Origin of the sequence: Nonomuraea sp. NPDC049784 (genome assembly GCF_040659615.1) — a bacterium.
Lineage (GTDB): Bacteria > Actinomycetota > Actinomycetes > Streptosporangiales > Streptosporangiaceae > Nonomuraea.
Window position 1 is genome coordinate 1 of the sequence record NZ_JBFAMX010000182.1, and the last position, 18028, is coordinate 18028.

At 68.0% G+C, this 18028-nt stretch carries 11 protein-coding genes; 7 read left to right on the forward strand and 4 right to left on the reverse strand.

What is annotated here, in order from left to right:
- Nucleotides 1–372 precede the first annotated feature (372 nt).
- Nucleotides 373–2289 carry an N-acetylmuramoyl-L-alanine amidase gene (locus AB0J09_RS30590; protein WP_360698533.1) on the forward strand — a complete coding sequence of 639 codons (1917 nt, stop codon included), beginning with the start codon at nucleotides 373–375 and terminating at the stop codon, nucleotides 2287–2289.
- Here the strand turns inward: AB0J09_RS30590 and AB0J09_RS30595 are convergent.
- Entirely contained in the window at nucleotides 2252–3148 is an 897-nt protein-coding gene (locus AB0J09_RS30595) for a MurR/RpiR family transcriptional regulator (protein ID WP_360698534.1), read from the reverse strand. The genes AB0J09_RS30590 and AB0J09_RS30595 overlap by 38 nt on opposite strands.
- Before the next feature lie 54 nt (nucleotides 3149–3202).
- Nucleotides 3203–5785, reverse strand: coding sequence for an alpha-glucan family phosphorylase (gene glgP, locus AB0J09_RS30600; protein ID WP_360698536.1), 2583 nt, complete (start codon nucleotides 5783–5785; stop codon nucleotides 3203–3205).
- Between the two features lie 290 nt (nucleotides 5786–6075).
- Here glgP and AB0J09_RS30605 point away from each other — a divergent pair, with 290 nt between their 5' ends.
- The 3 genes from AB0J09_RS30605 to AB0J09_RS30615 all read left to right on the forward strand — a co-directional run bounded on the left by AB0J09_RS30605 (nucleotide 6076) and on the right by AB0J09_RS30615 (nucleotide 11249).
- Nucleotides 6076–8145, forward strand: coding sequence for an alpha-1,4-glucan--maltose-1-phosphate maltosyltransferase (locus tag AB0J09_RS30605; protein ID WP_360698538.1), 2070 nt, complete (start codon nucleotides 6076–6078; stop codon nucleotides 8143–8145).
- 71 nt (nucleotides 8146–8216) lie between these two features.
- Entirely contained in the window at nucleotides 8217–9920 is a 1704-nt protein-coding gene (gene treS / locus AB0J09_RS30610; RefSeq protein ID WP_360698540.1) for a maltose alpha-D-glucosyltransferase, read from the forward strand.
- A 3-nt stretch (nucleotides 9921–9923) separates the two neighbouring features.
- Nucleotides 9924–11249: an aminoglycoside phosphotransferase gene (locus tag AB0J09_RS30615; protein WP_360698542.1), complete on the forward strand. Its 1326-nt coding sequence runs from the start codon at nucleotides 9924–9926 to the stop codon at nucleotides 11247–11249.
- A gap of 100 nt (nucleotides 11250–11349) precedes the next feature.
- On the opposite strand, the gene AB0J09_RS30620 is transcribed toward AB0J09_RS30615, so the two are convergent.
- The gene (locus tag AB0J09_RS30620; RefSeq protein WP_360698543.1) at nucleotides 11350–11727 is read right to left on the reverse strand and encodes a helix-turn-helix domain-containing protein; all 378 of its coding nucleotides are present in this window, start codon (nucleotides 11725–11727) and stop codon (nucleotides 11350–11352) included.
- Nucleotides 11728–11849: 122 nt separating this feature from the next.
- Between AB0J09_RS30620 and AB0J09_RS30625 the strand changes: the two genes are divergently transcribed.
- On the forward strand, nucleotides 11850–12737 hold the full coding sequence (locus tag AB0J09_RS30625) for an NAD(P)-binding domain-containing protein (protein WP_360698545.1): 888 nt from the start codon (nucleotides 11850–11852) through the stop codon (nucleotides 12735–12737).
- Nucleotides 12738–12788: 51 nt separating this feature from the next.
- Here the strand turns inward: AB0J09_RS30625 and AB0J09_RS30630 are convergent, their stop codons facing one another.
- Nucleotides 12789–13421, reverse strand: a complete 633-nt coding sequence (locus tag AB0J09_RS30630; protein ID WP_360698547.1) for a DUF4328 domain-containing protein — start codon at nucleotides 13419–13421, stop codon at nucleotides 12789–12791.
- Nucleotides 13422–13687: 266 nt separating this feature from the next.
- On the opposite strand from AB0J09_RS30630, the gene glgB reads away from it, so the two are divergent.
- Together glgB and AB0J09_RS30640 are read left to right on the forward strand one after the other, a co-directional pair.
- Nucleotides 13688–15850: a 1,4-alpha-glucan branching protein GlgB gene (glgB, locus tag AB0J09_RS30635; RefSeq protein WP_360698551.1), complete on the forward strand. Its 2163-nt coding sequence runs from the start codon at nucleotides 13688–13690 to the stop codon at nucleotides 15848–15850.
- A gap of 98 nt (nucleotides 15851–15948) precedes the next feature.
- The gene (locus AB0J09_RS30640) at nucleotides 15949–17808 is read left to right on the forward strand and encodes a S8 family serine peptidase (protein WP_360698549.1); all 1860 of its coding nucleotides are present in this window, start codon (nucleotides 15949–15951) and stop codon (nucleotides 17806–17808) included.
- Nucleotides 17809–18028: the final 220 nt, after the last annotated feature.

Genomic DNA, 18028 nt, shown 5'->3' on the forward strand with positions numbered 1-18028 from the left:
CTGGGCGGTCCGATGCCCCTGCTCATCGCTCTGGTGAGCAGGGGGCGGTGCCGTCCGTCGCCGGATCGGATGCCCGAGGGCGCGTCGCCCGATCGCGATGCGCGCCGCAGGCGCGCACCGGGAAAGGCGCCCGAGCGAAGCGAGGACCGCTCGGGGCGGGGTCCAGCAGGCCACCCACCCGATAGGGCAACGGGTGGGCGAGCCCGGCCCCCCTACACAGCGCCCGGACGGGCGACGGGATGCGGCGTTTGCACTGGTCTGCCTGCCACAGTGTTAAGGGGTGAAGAATATCTTCGCAAAGATCTCGCCAGCGAAGGAAAATGTTGAGACGCTGAACTCCACTACGTGGCCCCCCAGTCCAAGGAGTGGTTCATGCGCCGCCTATTGGCGATCTCCGTGGTCGCCCTTTTGCCCTTAACCGCCACCCCAGCGGCACACGCCGAGGAGCCGGCCGACCGCCAGGAGGCCTTCGCGGCCGCCGCCCAGGAGTTCAAGGTGCCCGAGAGCATCCTCCTCGGCGTGTCGTACCTCGAGTCGCGGTGGGACGCCCACGCCGGGCAGCCCTCCAACAGCGCCGGGTTCGGCCCCATGCATCTGACCGACGCCGCCGCCTTCACGACATCCAACCATCATGGCGAAGGCGCCGAGGATGCCCGAGGGGATGAGAGCCGGCCGCTGCCCAGTCCCGAGCCCTCCGCCACCGAGACCGACATTCCCGGCTCCCTCCGCACCATGGAGAAGGCCGCGGAGCTCACCGGGGAGAGTCACGAGCGACTGCGTACCGACGACGTCGCCAACATCCGCGGTGGCGCGGCGTTGCTCGCCGACTACCAGAAGTCGCTCGGCGCGCCGCTGAGCGAAGACCCGGGCGAGTGGTACGGCGCCGTCGCCAAGTACTCCGGGGCCGAGGAGTCCGGGGCGGCCAAGTTCTTCGCCGACGAGGTGTTCGCGACGATCAAGGAAGGCGCCGCGCGGACCACGGACGACGGGGAGAAGGTCACGCTGCCCGCCGTGCCCGGTCTCGAGAAGATCGAGAAGTGGCTCGAGAAGCTCGGTCTCCGCCACGAGCGGACCGATGGCGTCGAGTGCCCGGCCTCCATCTCCTGCGAGTGGATCCCCTCCGCGTACCAGGAGCTGCCTCCCGACGACTACGGGCACTACGACCTGGCGAACCGGCCGGTCAGCCAGAAGATCGAATACATCATCATTCACGACATGGAGGGATATTTCGGCCCCTCCATCGGCCTCAACCAGGACCCCAAGTACGGCGCCAGCTGGCAGTACTCGGTGCGCTCCACCGACGGCCACATCGCCCAGCACGTCAAGGGCAAGGACGTCGCCTGGCAGGCCGGCAACTGGTACATCAACGCCAAGTCCATCGGCATCGAGCACGAGGGCTTCCTGGCCGAGGGCAGCACCTGGTACACGGAGGCGATGTACCGGTCGAGCGCCCGGCTGGTCCGCTACCTGGCGCTCAGGTACGGCATCCCGCTCGACCGCGCCCACATCCTGGGCCACGACAACGTCCCCGGCACCCTGCCCACGACCGTGAAGGGGATGCACGAGGACCCGGGCCCGTTCTGGGACTGGGCGCACTACTTCCAGCTGATCGGCGCCCCGCTGCACCAGTTCGGCGGTCCCAACTCCGGCTCGATCATGATAAAGCCGGACTTCGCGACGAATAAGCCGTACTTCTACGGGTGCGACCGCAAGAACCCGAACGCCGACTGCCCGCCGCTCCCCGCGAGCACCGTCTGGCTCCGCACCGAGCCGAGGCAGGACGCGCCGCTGGTCAAGGACATCGGCAAGCACCCGACCGGCGGCTCCCTCTACAGCGTGTACGACCACAGCGCCCGGGCCACCACCGGCCAGCGCTTCGCCGTGGCCGAGCGCCAGGGCGACTGGACGGCCATCTGGTACCTCGGGCAGAAGGCCTGGTTCTACAACCCGGCCGGCGCCCCGACCGCCGTGCCGTCCATGGGACTCGTGGTGACGCCGAAGCCGGGCAAGGCCACGGTCCCGGTGTACGGCAGGGCCTACCCCGAGCAGGAGGCGTACCCGGCGGACATCCCGTACCAGGCGGTGACCCCGCTGCAGTACACGTTCTCGGCCGGCGAGAAGTACACGCTCGCCGGATCGGCGCCCGCCGAGTACTACCGGGCGGTCACGTTCACCATGGACCAGGACCACAAGGTGGTCCTGGGCAAGACGAAGTACCTGGAGATCCAGTTCGGCCACCGCGTGATGTACGTCAAGGCTGACGACGTGCAGGTGTCGTTCTCCGGGTGAACTCCTTGACGGCGCGCCTGGTGCTCGCGAGCGCCTCCTGAGAGGAGTCGTACGTGCGCTGGGCGACGCCGACGAACACGCAGTCGACGACGAGGAGCTGGCTGATCCTGCTGGCCAGGGCGCCGGGACGGAACTCCGTCTCACGCCCGGCGGAGATCAGCACGTGTTCGGCCAGCTCCGCGATGGACGAGCGCGGGTTGTTCGTGATCGCGACCGTGGTGGCCCCTGCCTCCTTGGCCCGGGTCAGCGGCTCGAGCACGTCGGGCGTCTCCCCCGACGTGCTGATGCCGATCGCCACGTCCCCCTCCTTGAGCAGCACCGCGCTGGTCAGCGCCAGGTGCGCGTCCTGGAAGGCGTGACTGGACAGCCCGATGCGCAGCAGCTTCTGCGCGACGTCCTCGGCCACGAGCCCTGAGGCGCCCACCCCGTACGCGTCGATCCGCCGCGCATCCACGATGGCGTCCACGACCAGCCCCAGCCGCTCGGAGGTCAGCTGGGCGACGGTGTCGTTGATCGCCTCGGACTCGGCCCGCGCCACCTTCTGGATGACCTCCGACAGCGGATCGTCGGGCGCCAGGTCTCCGGGCACGAGCCGGTCGGGCTGCGCGGCGGCCGCCGCTAAGGCCAGCCTGAGCTGCGGATATCCCGCGAACCCGAGCAGCCTGGCGGTGCGCACGATCGTGGCCTCGCTGGTGCCCGAGGCGGCGGAGAGCTCCGTGATGGTGCTCCTGGCCACCGTCGCAGGATCCTCCAGGATGAGCCGGGCGACGGTCTGCGCGGCCGGCGTCAGGGACGGCAGCACACCTCGGACCGTGGCCACCAGAGTGTCGGCCCGCAGGCCGTTGCCGCTGTCGTCCACGTCCTGATTATGCCGTCCGTTTACCGCCACGTGGCCGTTCGCCCTGCCCGGCGTTTAACGCAATGTGCCGTTCGTCATGCCCACGGGCTCCTCCGGCACGGCGATAAGCCCCAATTCCGCGGGAGTGGCCGCGAGCGGATGGTGCGGCACGACCCGCACGGTGTATCCGAACGCTCCCGTACGGTCGAGCGGGACCTCGCCCGTGTAATAAGCCCGCCCGTCGTCGTCCGTCGACGCGACGGCGAGCTTCGCGTACACCGGATGCGCCAGCTCGTCGTGCGGCCCGACCTTGCCGTACGCCGCCTCGACCAGCACGTCGCCGGGCTCAAGGTCACCGAGCGCGACCGTGGCCCGCAGCTCGATGGAGGCGCCCACCTCCGGAGTGTCACCCACGCCCGAGGCTTCGACGTGCTCGACGCGCACCCCCGGCCAGGCCCTGGTGACCCGGACCTTCCAGGCCGCGAACGCCTTCGCCGGCGCGTACGAGTCGGCCGACAGCGCGCGGGCCGAGGCGGCGGCCGGGTTGTACAGGTCGACCACGTAGTCCCGCAGCATCCGGCCGGCCAGCACCTTCGGCCCCAGCGAGGCGAGGGTGTGCTTGACCATCTCCATCCAGCGCCGCGGCATCCCGTCGAAGGCGCGGTCGTAGAACCGGTCGGACACCTCGTGCTCGATCAGGTCGTACAGGGCGGCGGCCTCCAGCTCGTCGCGCCGGTCCGGGTCCGTCACGCCGTCGGCGGTCGGGATCGACCAGCCGTTGGTGCCGTCGTACCACTCGTCCCACCAGCCGTCGCGGATCGACAGGTTGAGCCCGCCGTTCAGCGCGGACTTCATCCCCGAGGTGCCGGACGCCTCCAGCGGGCGCAGCGGGTTGTTCAACCAGACGTCGCAGCCCTGGGTCATGAGCTGGCCGAGCGCCATGTCGTAGTCGGGCAGGAAGACGATGCGGTGGCGAACAGTCGGCTGGTCGGCGAACTTGACGATCTGCTGGATCAGTTTCTTCCCGCCCTCGTCGGCGGGGTGCGCCTTGCCGGCGATCACGATCTGCACGGGCTTGTCCGGGTCGAGGAGTAGCTCGGTCAGCCGTTTGGAGTCGCGCAGCATCAGCGTGAGCCGCTTGTACGACGGCACCCGCCGGGCGAAGCCGATGGTCAGCACATCGGGGTCGAGCGCGTCGTCGATCCAGCCGAGCTCGGCGTCGGAGGCGCCCCGCTCGCGCCACGACCTGCGCAGGCGCACGCGGGCACCCTCGACCAGCCTCTTGCGCAGCGTGCCCCTGATCTGCCAGATGTCGGCGTCGGAGATCTTCTGGATGCCCTCCCAGCCGCGGGCTCGCTCCAGCAGCGAGGGCACCTCCCGGCCGGCCAGCTCCATGAGCTCCCTGCCGACCCAGGTGGGCGCGTGCACGCCGTTCGTGATCGACCCGATCGGCACCTCGTCGATGTCGAAGCCGGGCCAGAGATCCTTGAACATCTCCCGGCTGACCTTGCCGTGCAGCCGGGACACGCCGTTGACGCGCTGCGCCAGCCGCATGCCCATGACCGCCATGTTGAACCGGCCGGGGTCGGACTCGGCGCCCAGCGCCAGGATCCGCTCGACGGGCACGGTCGGCCAGGCGTTCGAGCCGCCGAAGTGGCGCTCGATCATGTCCACGGGGAACCTGTCGATGCCCGCGGGGACGGGCGTGTGCGTGGTGAACACCGTGCCCGCCCGCACGGCCTCCAGCGCCTCGTCGAACGAGAGCCGCGCCTCGGTCAGCTCGCGGATGCGCTCGAGGCCGAGGAATCCGGCGTGCCCCTCGTTCGTGTGGAACACCTCGGGCTCGGCGTGCCCAGTGATCTTGCAGTACGCCCTGATCGCGCGTACGCCGCCCACGCCCAGCAGCAGCTCCTGCATGAGCCGGTGGTCGGTGCCGCCACCGTAGAGGCGGTCGGTGACGTCGCGGGCGGCGGTGTCGTTGTCGGCCACGTCGGAGTCGAGCAGCAGCAGCGGCACCCGTCCCACCTGCGCCACCCACACCTGGGCGTGCAGCTCGCGCTCGTCGGGCAGGGCGATGCGGATCTTGACCGGCTCACCCTCGGGATCCTTCAGCAGGGTGAGCGGCAGGCCGCCCGCGTCGAGCGACGGGTAGTGCTCCAGCTGCCAGCCCTCGGGCGACAGCGACTGCGTGAAGTAGCCGTGGCGGTAGAGCAGGCCGACCGCGAGGATCGGCACGCCCAGGTCGCTGGCCGCTTTGAGGTGGTCTCCCGCGAGGATGCCCAGACCGCCCGAATACTGCGGAAGCGCGGCCGCGATGCCGAACTCGGGGGAGAAGTACGCGATGGTGCGCGCTCCCTCGGGCAACGTCTGATACCAGCGCGGCGAGGTCATGTATTCGCGCAGGTCGTCGGCCGCGTCGGCGAGGCGGCGCAGGAAGCGGCGGTCGGAGGCCAGCTCGCTGAGCCGGCCGGGACTGACCGCGCCGAGCAGGGCCACGGGGTCGTGCCCGACCTGTTCCCAGAGGTCGGCGTCGACCTCCGAGAAGAGATCCAGCGTCTCCGGATGCCAGGACCAACGGAGATTCTGCACGAGCTCGCCGAGGGCGGCCAGCTCCGCGGGCAGGACGGTGCGGACGGTAAACCGGCGGATAGCTCTCACGTTTCTGCACCCTACGGGCTAGGAGGGACCTCTGAGTCCTTCACCCTCATCAAGACCGTTCAAACCCCTTCCGGGACAAGGCATGAAGAGGGACTATTGGGGCAACTTTCCTCATTGTTGGCTCTCCCGCGGGCACACTCGGGAGGTCTATCCACTGCTGTCCACAATTTACATGCAAGGATCGTTCCTATGGCGGGACGCACCAGCGACCCACCAGAGGATGCACAGTCCGCACCTACACGGAAAGCCTCCGGTGGCACCGAGCGCGCCGCCGCAAACCCTTGAATGCGATGATCGGACGAATTCCCATCACGGACATCTCCCCCGTCGTCGACTGCGGGCAGTGGCCCGCCAAGGCGGTCGCCGGCGAGACCTTCCAGGTCTCGGCCACCGTCTTCAGAGAGGGCCATGACGCCGTGGCCGCGGGCGTGGTGCTCACCTCGCCCGATGGGCAGCGTGGACGTCTGAGACGAATGCGCGAGCTCGCCCCCGGCACCGACCGCTGGGGCGTGGATGTGTGCCTGCCCGCCGAGGGTGACTGGCTGTTCCGCGTGGAGGCGTGGAGCGACCCGATCAGCACGTGGCTGCACGACGCGGAGATCAAGATCCCGCGCGGCATGGACGTCGACCTCATGTGCGAGGAAGGCGCCCGGCTGTTCGAGCGGGCCGCCAAGGCCGTGCGGGCGACCGACTGCCCGAACGGCACGCCCAAGAACGGCGCCAAAACCCAGAACGGCAACGGCGACAGCGCCTGCGGGCACCGGGCGGCTCTGCTGTCGGTCTCCGCCACGCTGCGTGACGAGGAACTGGACCCCAGGGCCCGGCTCTCGATCGCGCAGCTTCCGGAGACGGCCGCGCTGCTGGAGTCGCATCCGTTCCGGGAGCTGGTGACCAGGTCCAAGTCCCACAAGATCAGGGTGGACCGGCGCAGGGCGCTGTACGGCTCGTGGTACGAGTTCTTCCCCAGGTCGGAAGGCGCGGTCGTCAGCGAGCTAGGCATCTCCAAGTCCGGAAATTTCCAGACCGCTGCCAAACGGCTCCCCGCCATCGCCAAGATGGGCTTCGACGTCGTCTACCTGCCGCCCATCCACCCGATCGGCACGACGTTCCGCAAGGGCCGCAACAACACGCTCAGCCCCGAGCCCGACGAGCCGGGCTCGCCCTGGGCCATCGGCTCCGAGGACGGCGGCCACGACGCCGTACATCCCGATCTGGGCACGATCGAGGACTTCGACGAGTTCGTGGGGCGCACCAGAGAGCTGGGCATGGAGATCGCGCTCGACTTCGCGCTCCAGTGCTCGCCCGACCACCCGTGGGTGAAGGAGCACCCCGAGTGGTTCACGATCAGGGCGGACGGCTCCATCGCGTACGCCGAGAACCCGCCGAAGAAGTACCAGGACATCTACCCGATCAACTTCGACAAGGATCCCGAGGGCATCTACGCCGAGGTCAAGCGGGTGCTGCTGCACTGGATGCACCACGGCGTGCGGATCTTCCGGGTGGACAACCCGCACACGAAGCCGGTCGGGTTCTGGGAGCGGCTGCTGGCCGACATCCACACGACCGACCCCGATGTGATCTTCCTCTCCGAGGCGTTCACCCGGCCGCCGATGCTCCGCGCACTGGCCAAGGTGGGCTTCCACCAGTCATACACGTACTTCACGTGGCGGACCACGAAGGGGGAGGTGGAGACGTACCTCACGGAGCTCTCCCATGAGACCTCCGCCTACCTGCGGCCGAACCTGTTCGTGAACACGCCGGACATCCTGCACGAGTTCCTGCAGCACGGCGGCGTCCCCGGCTTCAAGATCAGGGCGGTGCTGGCCGCGCTCGGCTCGCCCTCCTGGGGGGTTTACTCCGGGTACGAGCTCATAGAGAACATCCCGGTACGCCCCGGAAGCGAGGAATACCTAGATAGCGAGAAATATCAGTACAAACCTCGTGATTGGGTTACGGCCGAACGTGAGGGATGGAGCCTGGCCCCCTTCATCACCCACCTGAATTTGTTCCGAAGAGCGCATCCTGCACTGCAGGAATTGCGTAATCTACGGATCCACAGGGTCGACCAAGGGGACATCGTCTGCTTCTCCAAGCGGCTTCCCGGCGCCTATGACCCGGCCACACGAAGGCACGGGCTCGGCGACGTGGTTCTGGCGGTCATCAACCTGGACCCGCACCACACCCACGAGGCGACTGTTGACCTTGACCTACCAGCCATCGGACTCGACTGGAACGCCGAGTTCGTCGTCGACGACGAGTTGTCGGGAGAGTCGTACCGCTGGCGGCAGAGCAACTATGTACGCCTCGACCCCCATATCCAGCCTGCCCATATTCTCACCGTACGAGCCGCGCCACGGTAGAACTGAATTCAGCGGGGAGTCTTCAACGTGTGTGAAAGCGCCTCCGTCATGAGCCCCTCGTGGGGTGGCTCATGAGCTCCACCACACCCATTCCCAACACCTTCGACGAGGAAAAGCCGCGCGACCCGTACTGGTACAAGCACGCGGTTTTCTACGAGGTCCTGATCCGAGGATTCGCCGATTCCAACGGCGACGGGACCGGCGACATCAAAGGGCTCATCAGCAAGCTCGACTATCTCCAGTGGCTCGGGGTCGACTGCCTCTGGCTGCTGCCGCTGTACGAGTCGCCGCTGCGTGACGGCGGATACGACATCGCGGACTTCATGAAGATCCTGCCCGAGTTCGGGGATCTGGGAGACTTCGTGAAGCTGGTGGACGAGGCACACAAACGCGGCATGCGCGTCATAGCCGACCTCGTCATGAACCACACCAGCGACGCCCACCCGTGGTTCCAGGCGTCCCGGCACGACCCCGAGGGGCCGTTCGGCGACTTCTACGTGTGGTCCGACACCGACGAGAAATACCAGGACGCCCGGATCATCTTCATCGACACCGAGACGTCCAACTGGACCTACGACCCGGTGCGCGGCCAGTACTACTGGCACCGCTTCTTCCACCACCAGCCGGACCTCAACTACGAGAACCCGGACGTGCAGGAGGCCATGCTGGAGGTCCTGCGCTTCTGGCTGGACCTGGGCATCGACGGGTTCCGGCTGGACGCGGTGCCGTACCTCTTCGAGGAGGAGGGCACCAACTGCGAGAACCTGCCGAGGACCCACCAGTACCTCAAGCGGGTCAGGGCCGAGGTGGACCGGATCTACCCCGACCGGGTGCTGCTCGCCGAGGCCAACCAGTGGCCGTCGGACGTGGTGGAGTACTTCGGCGATCCAGTGGGTGGCGGGGACGAATGCCACATGGCATTCCATTTCCCGCTCATGCCCCGCATTTTCATGGCCGTACGCCGGGAGTCTCGCTACCCCATTTCCGAAATTTTGGCGCAAACGCCGAAAATTCCGGAACACTGCCAGTGGGGAATCTTCCTCCGTAACCACGACGAGCTGACGCTCGAGATGGTCACGGACGAGGAACGCGACTACATGTACACCGAATACGCCAAGGATCCGCGCATGCGGGCGAACGTCGGCATCCGCCGCCGCCTGGCGCCCCTGCTGGAGAACGACCGCAACCAGATCGAGCTGTTCACCGCGCTGCTCCTGTCGCTGCCCGGCTCCCCGGTGCTCTACTACGGCGACGAGATCGGCATGGGCGACAACATCTGGCTCGGCGACCGCGACGGCGTGCGCACGCCCATGCAGTGGGACCCTGACCGCAACGCCGGCTTCTCCGACACCGACCCCGGCCGGCTCTACCTGCCGGTCATCATGGACCCGATCTACGGCTACCAGGGTCTCAACGTCGAGGCCCAGCAGAAGAACGCCGGCTCGCTGCTGCACTGGACCAAGCGCATGATCGAGATCCGCAAGCGGCACCCGGTGTTCGGGCTGGGCGGCTACGCAGAGCTCAACTCCTCCAACCCCAGCGTGCTCGCGTTCGTCAGGGAGCTGGGGGACGACCGGATGCTCTGCGTGAACAATCTGTCACGCTTCCCGCAACCGGTCGAGCTCGACCTGCGGAGATTCGTCGGAGTCTCTCCCGTGGAGACCATGGGCGGGGTCCCATTCCCGGCAATTGGCGAACTTCCGTATCTTTTGACGCTTCCTGGGCATGGGTTCTACTGGTTCACACTCCCGCCGGCCGTCACCCAGGAGGAGTAGGACGTGCTTGATGAGCTCCTTGCCGCATGGATCGGACGCCAGCGTTGGTTCGGCGGCAAGGGGCGCCCGATCGACGCGCTGTCGATCGAATCGGACGTCGAGCTGACGCCCGGACTCAGACACCTGGTCGTCGCCGTATGGCAGGACGGCTCGCGCGACCGCTACCAGATCCTGCTCGGCGAACGAACCGAGCTCCCCGACCGCCTGACGCACGCGCTCATCGGCATGCTGGACGACGTCTACCTGTACGACGCCGTCCACGACCCCGAGCGCACGAGCTGGCTCCTCGAGGGCATGGCCCGCGACGAGACCGACAACGGCCTGCGCATGCGCCGTGTCCCCGGCATCACCATCGACACCTCCCAGCGCAGCCTCGTGCTGGGGGCCGAGCAGTCCAACACCTCGCTCGTGTACGGGGACCTGTACATCTGCAAGCTCTTCCGCCGCCTCATCCCCGGCGTCAACCCGGAGCTGGAGATCATCACCGCGCTGGCCGCCAGGGGCGCGCCGCACATCGCGCAGCCGTACGGGTGGATCGAGACGGACCTCGACGGCACGGACACCACGCTCGCGATCATGCAGGAGTACCTGGCCACCGCGAACGACGGCTGGGACCTCGCCCTGACCAGCGTCCGCGACCTGTACGCGTCGCTGCCTGAGCTGCCGGCGGCCGAGGCGGGCGGGGACTTCGCGGCCGAGTCGCTGCGCCTCGGCGTCGCCACCGCGCGGGTGCACCACGAGCTGGCCGAGGCCTTCCCCACCGACGTCATCGAGTCGCACGAGGTCAAGCGGATGGCCGAGGCCTTCAGACGCAAGCTGGGGCGGGCGGTGGCGGAGGTGCCTGAGCTGCGCCCGCATGTGAGCGTTATCGAGGAGGCCTACCACCAGGTGGAGCTGCTCACCCACGAGATCCCCGTGCAGCGGATTCACGGGGACTACCACCTGGGCCAGGTCATGCGCACGCCGACGGACTGGGTGGTGCTGGACTTCGAGGGCGAGCCGGGGCAGCCGCTGGCCGAACGCAGAGCGCTGTACTCGCCGCTGCGTGACGTGGCGGGGATGCTGCGCTCGTTCGACTATGCGGCCAGGCATCTGCTGGCCGGCCACACCCAGGCCGAGCATCTGGAGCCCCGGGCCGAGGAGTGGGCCGACCGGAACCGCGCCGCGTTCCTCGAGGGATACGTGGAGGGCGGCGGCGTGATCACGCGAGGGGACGCGGCGCTGCTGCGGGCGTTCGAGCTGTCCAAGGCGGTGTACGAGGTCGTGTACGAGGCCCGCAACCGGCCCGCCTGGATATCGATCCCCCTCGCCGCGTTCCGCCCCCGCTAGAGCTCCTCGACAGTGGACACGCCTCTGCTCCCCGCTCGCGGAACGGGGCGACGTCGACCGGATCACGGCCGCGGTGCGAGCGGCCGTGGGACCGGAGGCGCTATCGCCGCACTGACGCGGCAACGTTGACGGAGACCTTTTCGGCCCCGATCCGCCGCATGCGTTCGGTGCCCCATTTTCCCAAGGGGGCCAGGGCAGCGTTGAGTGAGACGCCGTGCTCCGTCAGGGAGTACTCGACCTTCGGTGGTACCTCGCGGTACACCTCACGATGCACGAGCCCGTCTTCTTCCATCTCCCGTAGATGTTGAATCAACATCTTCTCGCTGACGCCCGGCAGACCGCGTCGGAGCTCGGCGAACCGGCGGGTCCCGTAGTGGTGCAGCTCCCAGAGGATCAGCGACTTCCACTTGCCGGCGACTACGTCCATCGCCGCGTCGATGCCGCAGAAGTAGGGACCACGTCGTGCTGATGTCGCCATCCGAACCCCTCCAAGACGTACTTACCCACAGGTTAGTACCCGACTATTTTGTCCGTACTGGTCAACCATACCGGCAGCCGAGAGGATTCAGCCGATCGATGAACACGAGGGGGAGCCCAAAAGTGACAACCAACGACAGCGTCCAGGTGAGCGTTCTCGGGCTGGGGGCGATGGGTAGCGCCCTCGCAGGCGCCCTGGTGAAGACCGGATACGCGACAACCGTCTGGAACCGCTCACCGGGGAAGGCGGACGACCTCGTTGCGCAGGGCGCCAAGGTCGCTGCGGCGGCCGGCGACGCGGTCCGGGCCAGCCAGCTGTTGATCGTATGCCTGCTGGACCACGCGTCGGTCCATGAGGTGCTCGATCCGCTCTCCAATGAGCTGGCCGGGCGAACCTTGATCAACGTAACCACGACGTCACCGGCTCAGTCACGGGAGTTGGCCGGCTGGGCTGCCCATGCCGGGGTCGCGTATCTGGACGGCGGCATCATGGCCGTACCGAACATGATCGGCCAGCCCGAGGCATCGATCCTCTACAGCGGATCGGCCGATGTCTTCAATCAGTACAAGCCGCTGCTCGATCTGTGGGGAACCTCTACCTACTTCGGTGAGGATGCCGGGTTGGCGTCCCTGTACGACCTCGCCCTACTTGCGGGCATGTACGTCATGTTCGCCGGATTCCTGCACGGCACCGCCATGGTTGCGCCCGCCGGTGTGACGGCGGGCGAGTTCGCTGCTATGGCCACACCTTGGCTGACCGCCATGACCGGCGCCTTCCAAGGGTTCGCCGCAGTCATCGACGGTGGAGACTACACCGTCGAAGGGCAACAGAGCCTCGAGTTCTCCAACCTCGGTGACCTCCTGGCCGCCAGTTCCGCCCAGGGCATCAGCACCGAGGTAGTCGCCATGGTCCAGCGGCTCATCCAACGCCAGATCGATGCAGGCCACGGCGAGGAAGGCTTCGCCCGAATCATCGAGAGCATCAAGCAACCGGGCCAAGAGCTCACATGAACGGGCGTGAAGTCATGGTCGGCGGGCCGCGCTGATCCTGGCCGAGTACAGCTAGTACGCCGGATACGCCCCGGGAAAGCTGGGTGTAACGCCGGCGCCGGCTGCCGAGCGGAGCCCTTCTTGGACGTCGGTGATGCGCCGGATGACGAAGATCGCCAGCACGGCCGCCACGAGCATCAGCCCGATGCACACCACGTCGAACCGCGCCGCCGCGGCGATCTGATCCAGCTCCTCGGCGTTGAACAGCAGACGCGAACCTACGTTGGAGAGCAGACTGCCGGCCAGCCAGGCCGCCCACCAGGCGTTGAAGAGGCCCTTCGGCGGCGACGGAGTCGGATGCGTGGCATCCCAGATGTCGTCCACGATCTGCTTCGGGAACCAGAACGAGATGATCGGGATGACCCAGCCGAAGATCAGCCAGGGCTTGGCGCGCCGGTGCCCGTCAGGTGCGAGGATCTCGGCGTTCGCCCTGACCCCGAACAGCCAGACCAGGAATGCCACGATCGCGACGACGTACGTGAAGGTCTCCACGATGCCGGACAGCCCGTAGATGGAGTCGCCCGCGGCGATCTCCGATTCCGGCACGGAGTCGGGGTCGACGATCAGGCGGTCGACGAGGTCCGCGTACCAGAGGTCGATGACCGCGGCGGCGACGCCGATGAGCGAGTCGCAGACAAGCGCCACCACTGCGAAGATCGAGAGGCCGCGGACCGGGCGTAACGGCGGGGGCGGTGGCGGGTACCCGTAAGCGGGGGGTGGCGGATACATGGCTGGGACCTTTCTGGAGGGATTTACCGGTTCGCGCTCGACCCGACAGCGCGGCAGGCGGGTGCATGGGCGGCGCGGCACCAGATTAAACCCACGATTTCGCACTTTCGGTGATTGTCTCGGTGAAAGCGGGCAGTGCCTGGGATGGACGGTCATCGTAGGGCAAGGTTGGGAGCATGCCGATGAGGACAGAGCTCGACCGCCTCGCGGGAGGGGCACACCACGACCCGCACTCCGTGCTGGGAGCGCACCCCGCGTCCGGCGGAGTGATCTTCCGTACCCTGCGCCCGCTGGCTGAGCGGGTGCGGGTGGTGCTGGAGGACGGTACGGCCCACGACATGAAACACCAGGCCCACGGGGTGTTCGAGGTCACGGTGCCGGGTCTCGACAAGGTGCCCGGCTACACGCTGAGCGTCAAGTACGCCGGCAGCGACGCGTACGAGGTCCGTGACCCGTACCGGCACTGGCCCACGCTCGGCGAGGTGGATCTGCACCTCATCGGAGAGGGGCGGCACGAGCGGCTGTGGGAGGCGCTCGGCGCCCGCGTGATGAAGCACGAGGACGTCGATGGCACGTCGTTCGCCGTCTGGGCGCCCAACGCGCGCGGCATCCGGGTCGTCGGCGACTTCAACCACTGGGACGGCACCGCCTACCCGATGCGGTCGCTGGGCCGCTCCGGGGTGTGGGAGCTGTTCATCCCCGGGATCGGGGCGGGCGAGCGGTACAAGTTCCAGATCCTGGGCGCGGACGGCGTGTGGCGCGACAAGGCCGACCCGATGGCCAGGCGCACCGAGGTGCCGCCGATGACGGCGTCCGTGGTCGACAAGCCGGCCTACGCCTGGGGGGACGACGCCTGGCTCGCCGAACAGCGCGAGCAGCACCCCCAGGAAGGGCCGATGAGCGTCTACGAGGTGCACCTGGGGTCGTGGCGGCCCGGGCTGTCGTACATGGAGCTGGCCGAGCAGCTCTCCTCGTACGTGGCCGACATGGGGTTCACGCACGTGGAGCTGCTGCCGGTGGCCGAGCACCCGTTCGGCGGGTCGTGGGGCTACCAGGTGACGTCCTACTACGCGCCGACCGCCAGGTTCGGCACGCCCGACGAGTTCCGCCACTTCGTGGACCTGATGCACCAGCGCGGCATCGGCGTGCTGCTGGACTGGGTGCCCGCGCACTTCCCGATGGACGACTGGGCACTGGCGCGCTTCGACGGCACCCCGCTCTACGAGCACGCCGACCCTGCCAGGGGCGAGCACCCCGACTGGGGCACGTACGTGTTCGACTTCGGCCGCAGGGAGGTGCGCAACTTCCTGGTGGCCAACGCGCTCTACTGGCTGAAGGAGTTCCACATCGACGGGCTGCGGGTGGACGCGGTGGCGTCGATGCTCTACCTCGACTACTCGCGGCGCGAGGGCGAGTGGACGCCGAACGTCTACGGCGGCAGGGAGAACCTCGACGCGGTCGAGTTCCTCAAGGAGATGAACTCCGTGGCCTACCGCGAGGCGCCCGGGATCTCGACCGTCGCCGAGGAGTCGACGGCCTGGCCAGGGGTCTCGCGTCCGGTGCACCTGGGCGGGCTCGGGTTCGGGTTCAAGTGGAACATGGGCTGGATGCACGACACGCTCGAATACCTGCGCCACGAGCCGATCTTCCGCCAGTACCACCACCATCAGATGACGTTCTCGCTGCTGTACGCGTACTCCGAGAACTACATGCTGCCCCTGTCCCACGACGAGGTCGTGCACGGCAAGGGGTCGCTGCTCGGCAAGATGCCGGGCGACGAGTGGCAGCGCTTCGCGCAGCTGCGCGCGTTGCTGGCGTTCATGTGGGCGCATCCGGGCAAGCAGCTGCTGTTCATGGGCGGAGAGTTCGGCCAGGGGTCCGAGTGGTCGGAGGAGCGCGGGCTGGACTGGTGGGTGCTGGAGTTCGACGGGCACCAGGGCGTGCAGCGGATGGTGCGCGATCTGAACAGGATCTACCGCGAGACCCCCGCCCTGTGGGAGCAGGACTCCAGGCCCGAGGGGTTCCGGTGGATCGACGCCGACGACGCCTCAGGTAACACGTTCTCGTTCCTCCGCTACGCGAACGACGGGTCAGCGGTGGCGTGCGTGGTCAACTTCAGCGGCGCGGCGCACGAGAACTACCGGCTCGGGCTCCCGTACGCGGGTCAATGGTCGGAGGTGGTCAATACCGACGCCTACGACTACTGGGGCAGCGGCGTGGGCAACCTGGGCACGGTCGATGCCGACGGCGAGCCATGGCACGGGCTGCCGCACTCGACCACGCTCCGGGTGCCGCCGCTCGGCGCGGTGTGGCTCACCCACGAAGGGGACACCCTGAACGTTTAAGGTGCGCGCGCTGAGAGTTCGGTGAGAAACCGGCCATAAGGTCTGTGCCTGTCCGGTAAATCACCCTAAACTCCGAGATCATCCCCCTCGGAGGACGCGTGCGACTTCGCCCCCTGATCGTGAGCACGATCGCGCTGGCCCTGCTGCCGTTGTCTGGTCCGGCCTACGCCGAGGACCCGACTCCCACCCCCAGCGCTTCGCCAAGCGAAGCAAAGGTGGAGGAGGGGTTAGGCGTCGACGGCGGAGCCGTACGAGCCATCGTCGAGCTGTCCGACCCCGGGCAGAACGCACCCGTGGCGACCCAGGCGGCGGCCGAGAGCGTGGATGTCGTGCTCCAGCCGCAGAGCCAGTCGTTCATGGTCGTGGAGGGCACCGCGGACGAGCTGGCCAAGCTGGCCGAGGACCCGCGGGTCACGTCCATCCACCGGGACAGGACGTACTCGCCGGTGGACGTCGGCCCCAACCTCAAGCTGATCGGCGCCGACCAGGCGCACGCCAAGGGCCACACCGGGGCCGGGCAGGCGGTGGCCGTGCTGGACACCGGCATCGACCGGGACCACCCGTGGTTCGGGAACAGGATCGTGGACGAGGCCTGCTTCTCCGCCGTGGAGGCCGGCGTCGAGTCGCTCTGCCCGAACGGTCAGACGACGCAGACGGGCTCGGGCTCGGCGGACGCCACGACGGCGAAGTGCCTGGCGGACGGCGTGAACCTGTGCGAGCACGGCAGTCACGTCGCGGGCATCGCGGCCGGGACCGGAGGGGTGGCGCCGGGCGCGAACATCGTGGCCGTGCAGGTGTTCAGCCGGGTCGACGACGAGGGCGTCTGCGGCGAGCCCTCGTGCCTGCTGGCGTTCGAGTCGTCGCTGCGGCAGGCCATGGACTACGTGGCGACCCTGAACCAGCCGATCGCCGCGGTGAACCTCAGCCTGGGCGGCGAGCTCTCCGAGACCGACTGCGACGCCAGCGAGGAAGGCGTGATCTTCAAGCAGAAGATCGACACCCTGCTGACCAAGGGCATCGCGACCGTGGTGGCCGCGGGGAACGAGTACTTCGAAGGGGCGTCGTACCCGGCCTGCATCTCCTCCGCGGTGGCCGTCGGGGCGAACGACAACAACGACGCCATCGCGGACTTCTCCAACCGCGGGGCGATCGTGGACCTGTTCGCACCGGGCGTGGAGATCGAGTCGTCCATCCCGGACAACCAGACGGCCGTGTTCAGCGGCACCTCGATGGCGAGCCCGCACGTGGCCGGCGCGCTGGCGCTGATGAAGGCGAACTCGCCGGGCACGCCGATGGCCGATCTGATCAACACGCTGAAGACCACCGGCAGGCCGTACGTGTACGAGGCCAACGGCACGCAGGTCACCACGCCGCGCCTGGACCTGGCGGCGGCCCTGACCGGGGCGTCACCGCAGCCGACCATCACGCAGTCCCCGCCGACCGCTCCCCAGCCGGACCCGTCGGACAGCAGCGGCCCCAGCCCCGAGCCCGACGACCCGGGAGACCAGACACCCGAGCCCACGTCCTCCACCTCGCCGGTCCCGCTGCCCACGGTCACCGTCACCGTGACGATCACGCCGACCCCGAAGACCGCCGCGCAGGTCTGCACGCGGGGCACGTCCGCGACGAAGCTGTCGGCCGCGAAGTGGGCCGTGGAGATCCACCGCAGCAGCGGCACGATCCCGGACGCCACGCTCACCTGCTACCTGAAGCTGATCAGCAAGTCGAGCAAGGTGTTCCCCGAGGTGACGAAGGCGTCCTCGCTCGGCAAGGCGTACCGGGTGCTGAAGAACACCAAGACCAGCAAGGCCAAGCTGGACAGCGCGCTGCTCACGGCCTGGCTGAACTGGGCATACGGCACGAACGGCACCACGAAGCTGACCGCCGCCGAGAAGGTGCGGCTGAGTAGCAAGTCGTCCGCGGCAACGCTGAGGAAGGCGGCGAAAAACGTTAGGTAGCGGGCCCTGAGCCCGCATGAGAGCAAAAAGGCCTCCAACGTTTCTCCGGGTCACATGCGCCACTGACATCACGGTTGTCGCGGGTGGGCAAGTATGCGGCTGTACGCCAGCCGGGAGCCCGGAGGAACAAGTGAAGCTACGATCTCTGCTGGCCGGCGCCCTGGCGCTGGCCGCGGCATCCGCCCTGCTCTGTGCGGCCCCGACCCTCCTGGCCGACACC

Bases quoted from the DNA above. Each gene is read 5' to 3' on its own strand.
- AB0J09_RS30590 (WP_360698533.1), top strand. From the start codon at position 373: ATGCGCCGCCTATTGGCGATCTCCGTGGTCGCCCTTTTGCCCTTAACC.
- AB0J09_RS30605 (WP_360698538.1), top strand. From the start codon at position 6,076: ATGATCGGACGAATTCCCATCACGGACATCTCCCCCGTCGTCGACTGC.
- treS (WP_360698540.1), top strand. From the start codon at position 8,217: ATGAGCTCCACCACACCCATTCCCAACACCTTCGACGAGGAAAAGCCG.
- AB0J09_RS30620 (WP_360698543.1), bottom strand. From the start codon at position 11,727: ATGGCGACATCAGCACGACGTGGTCCCTACTTCTGCGGCATCGACGCG.
- glgB (WP_360698551.1), top strand. From the start codon at position 13,688: ATGAGGACAGAGCTCGACCGCCTCGCGGGAGGGGCACACCACGACCCG.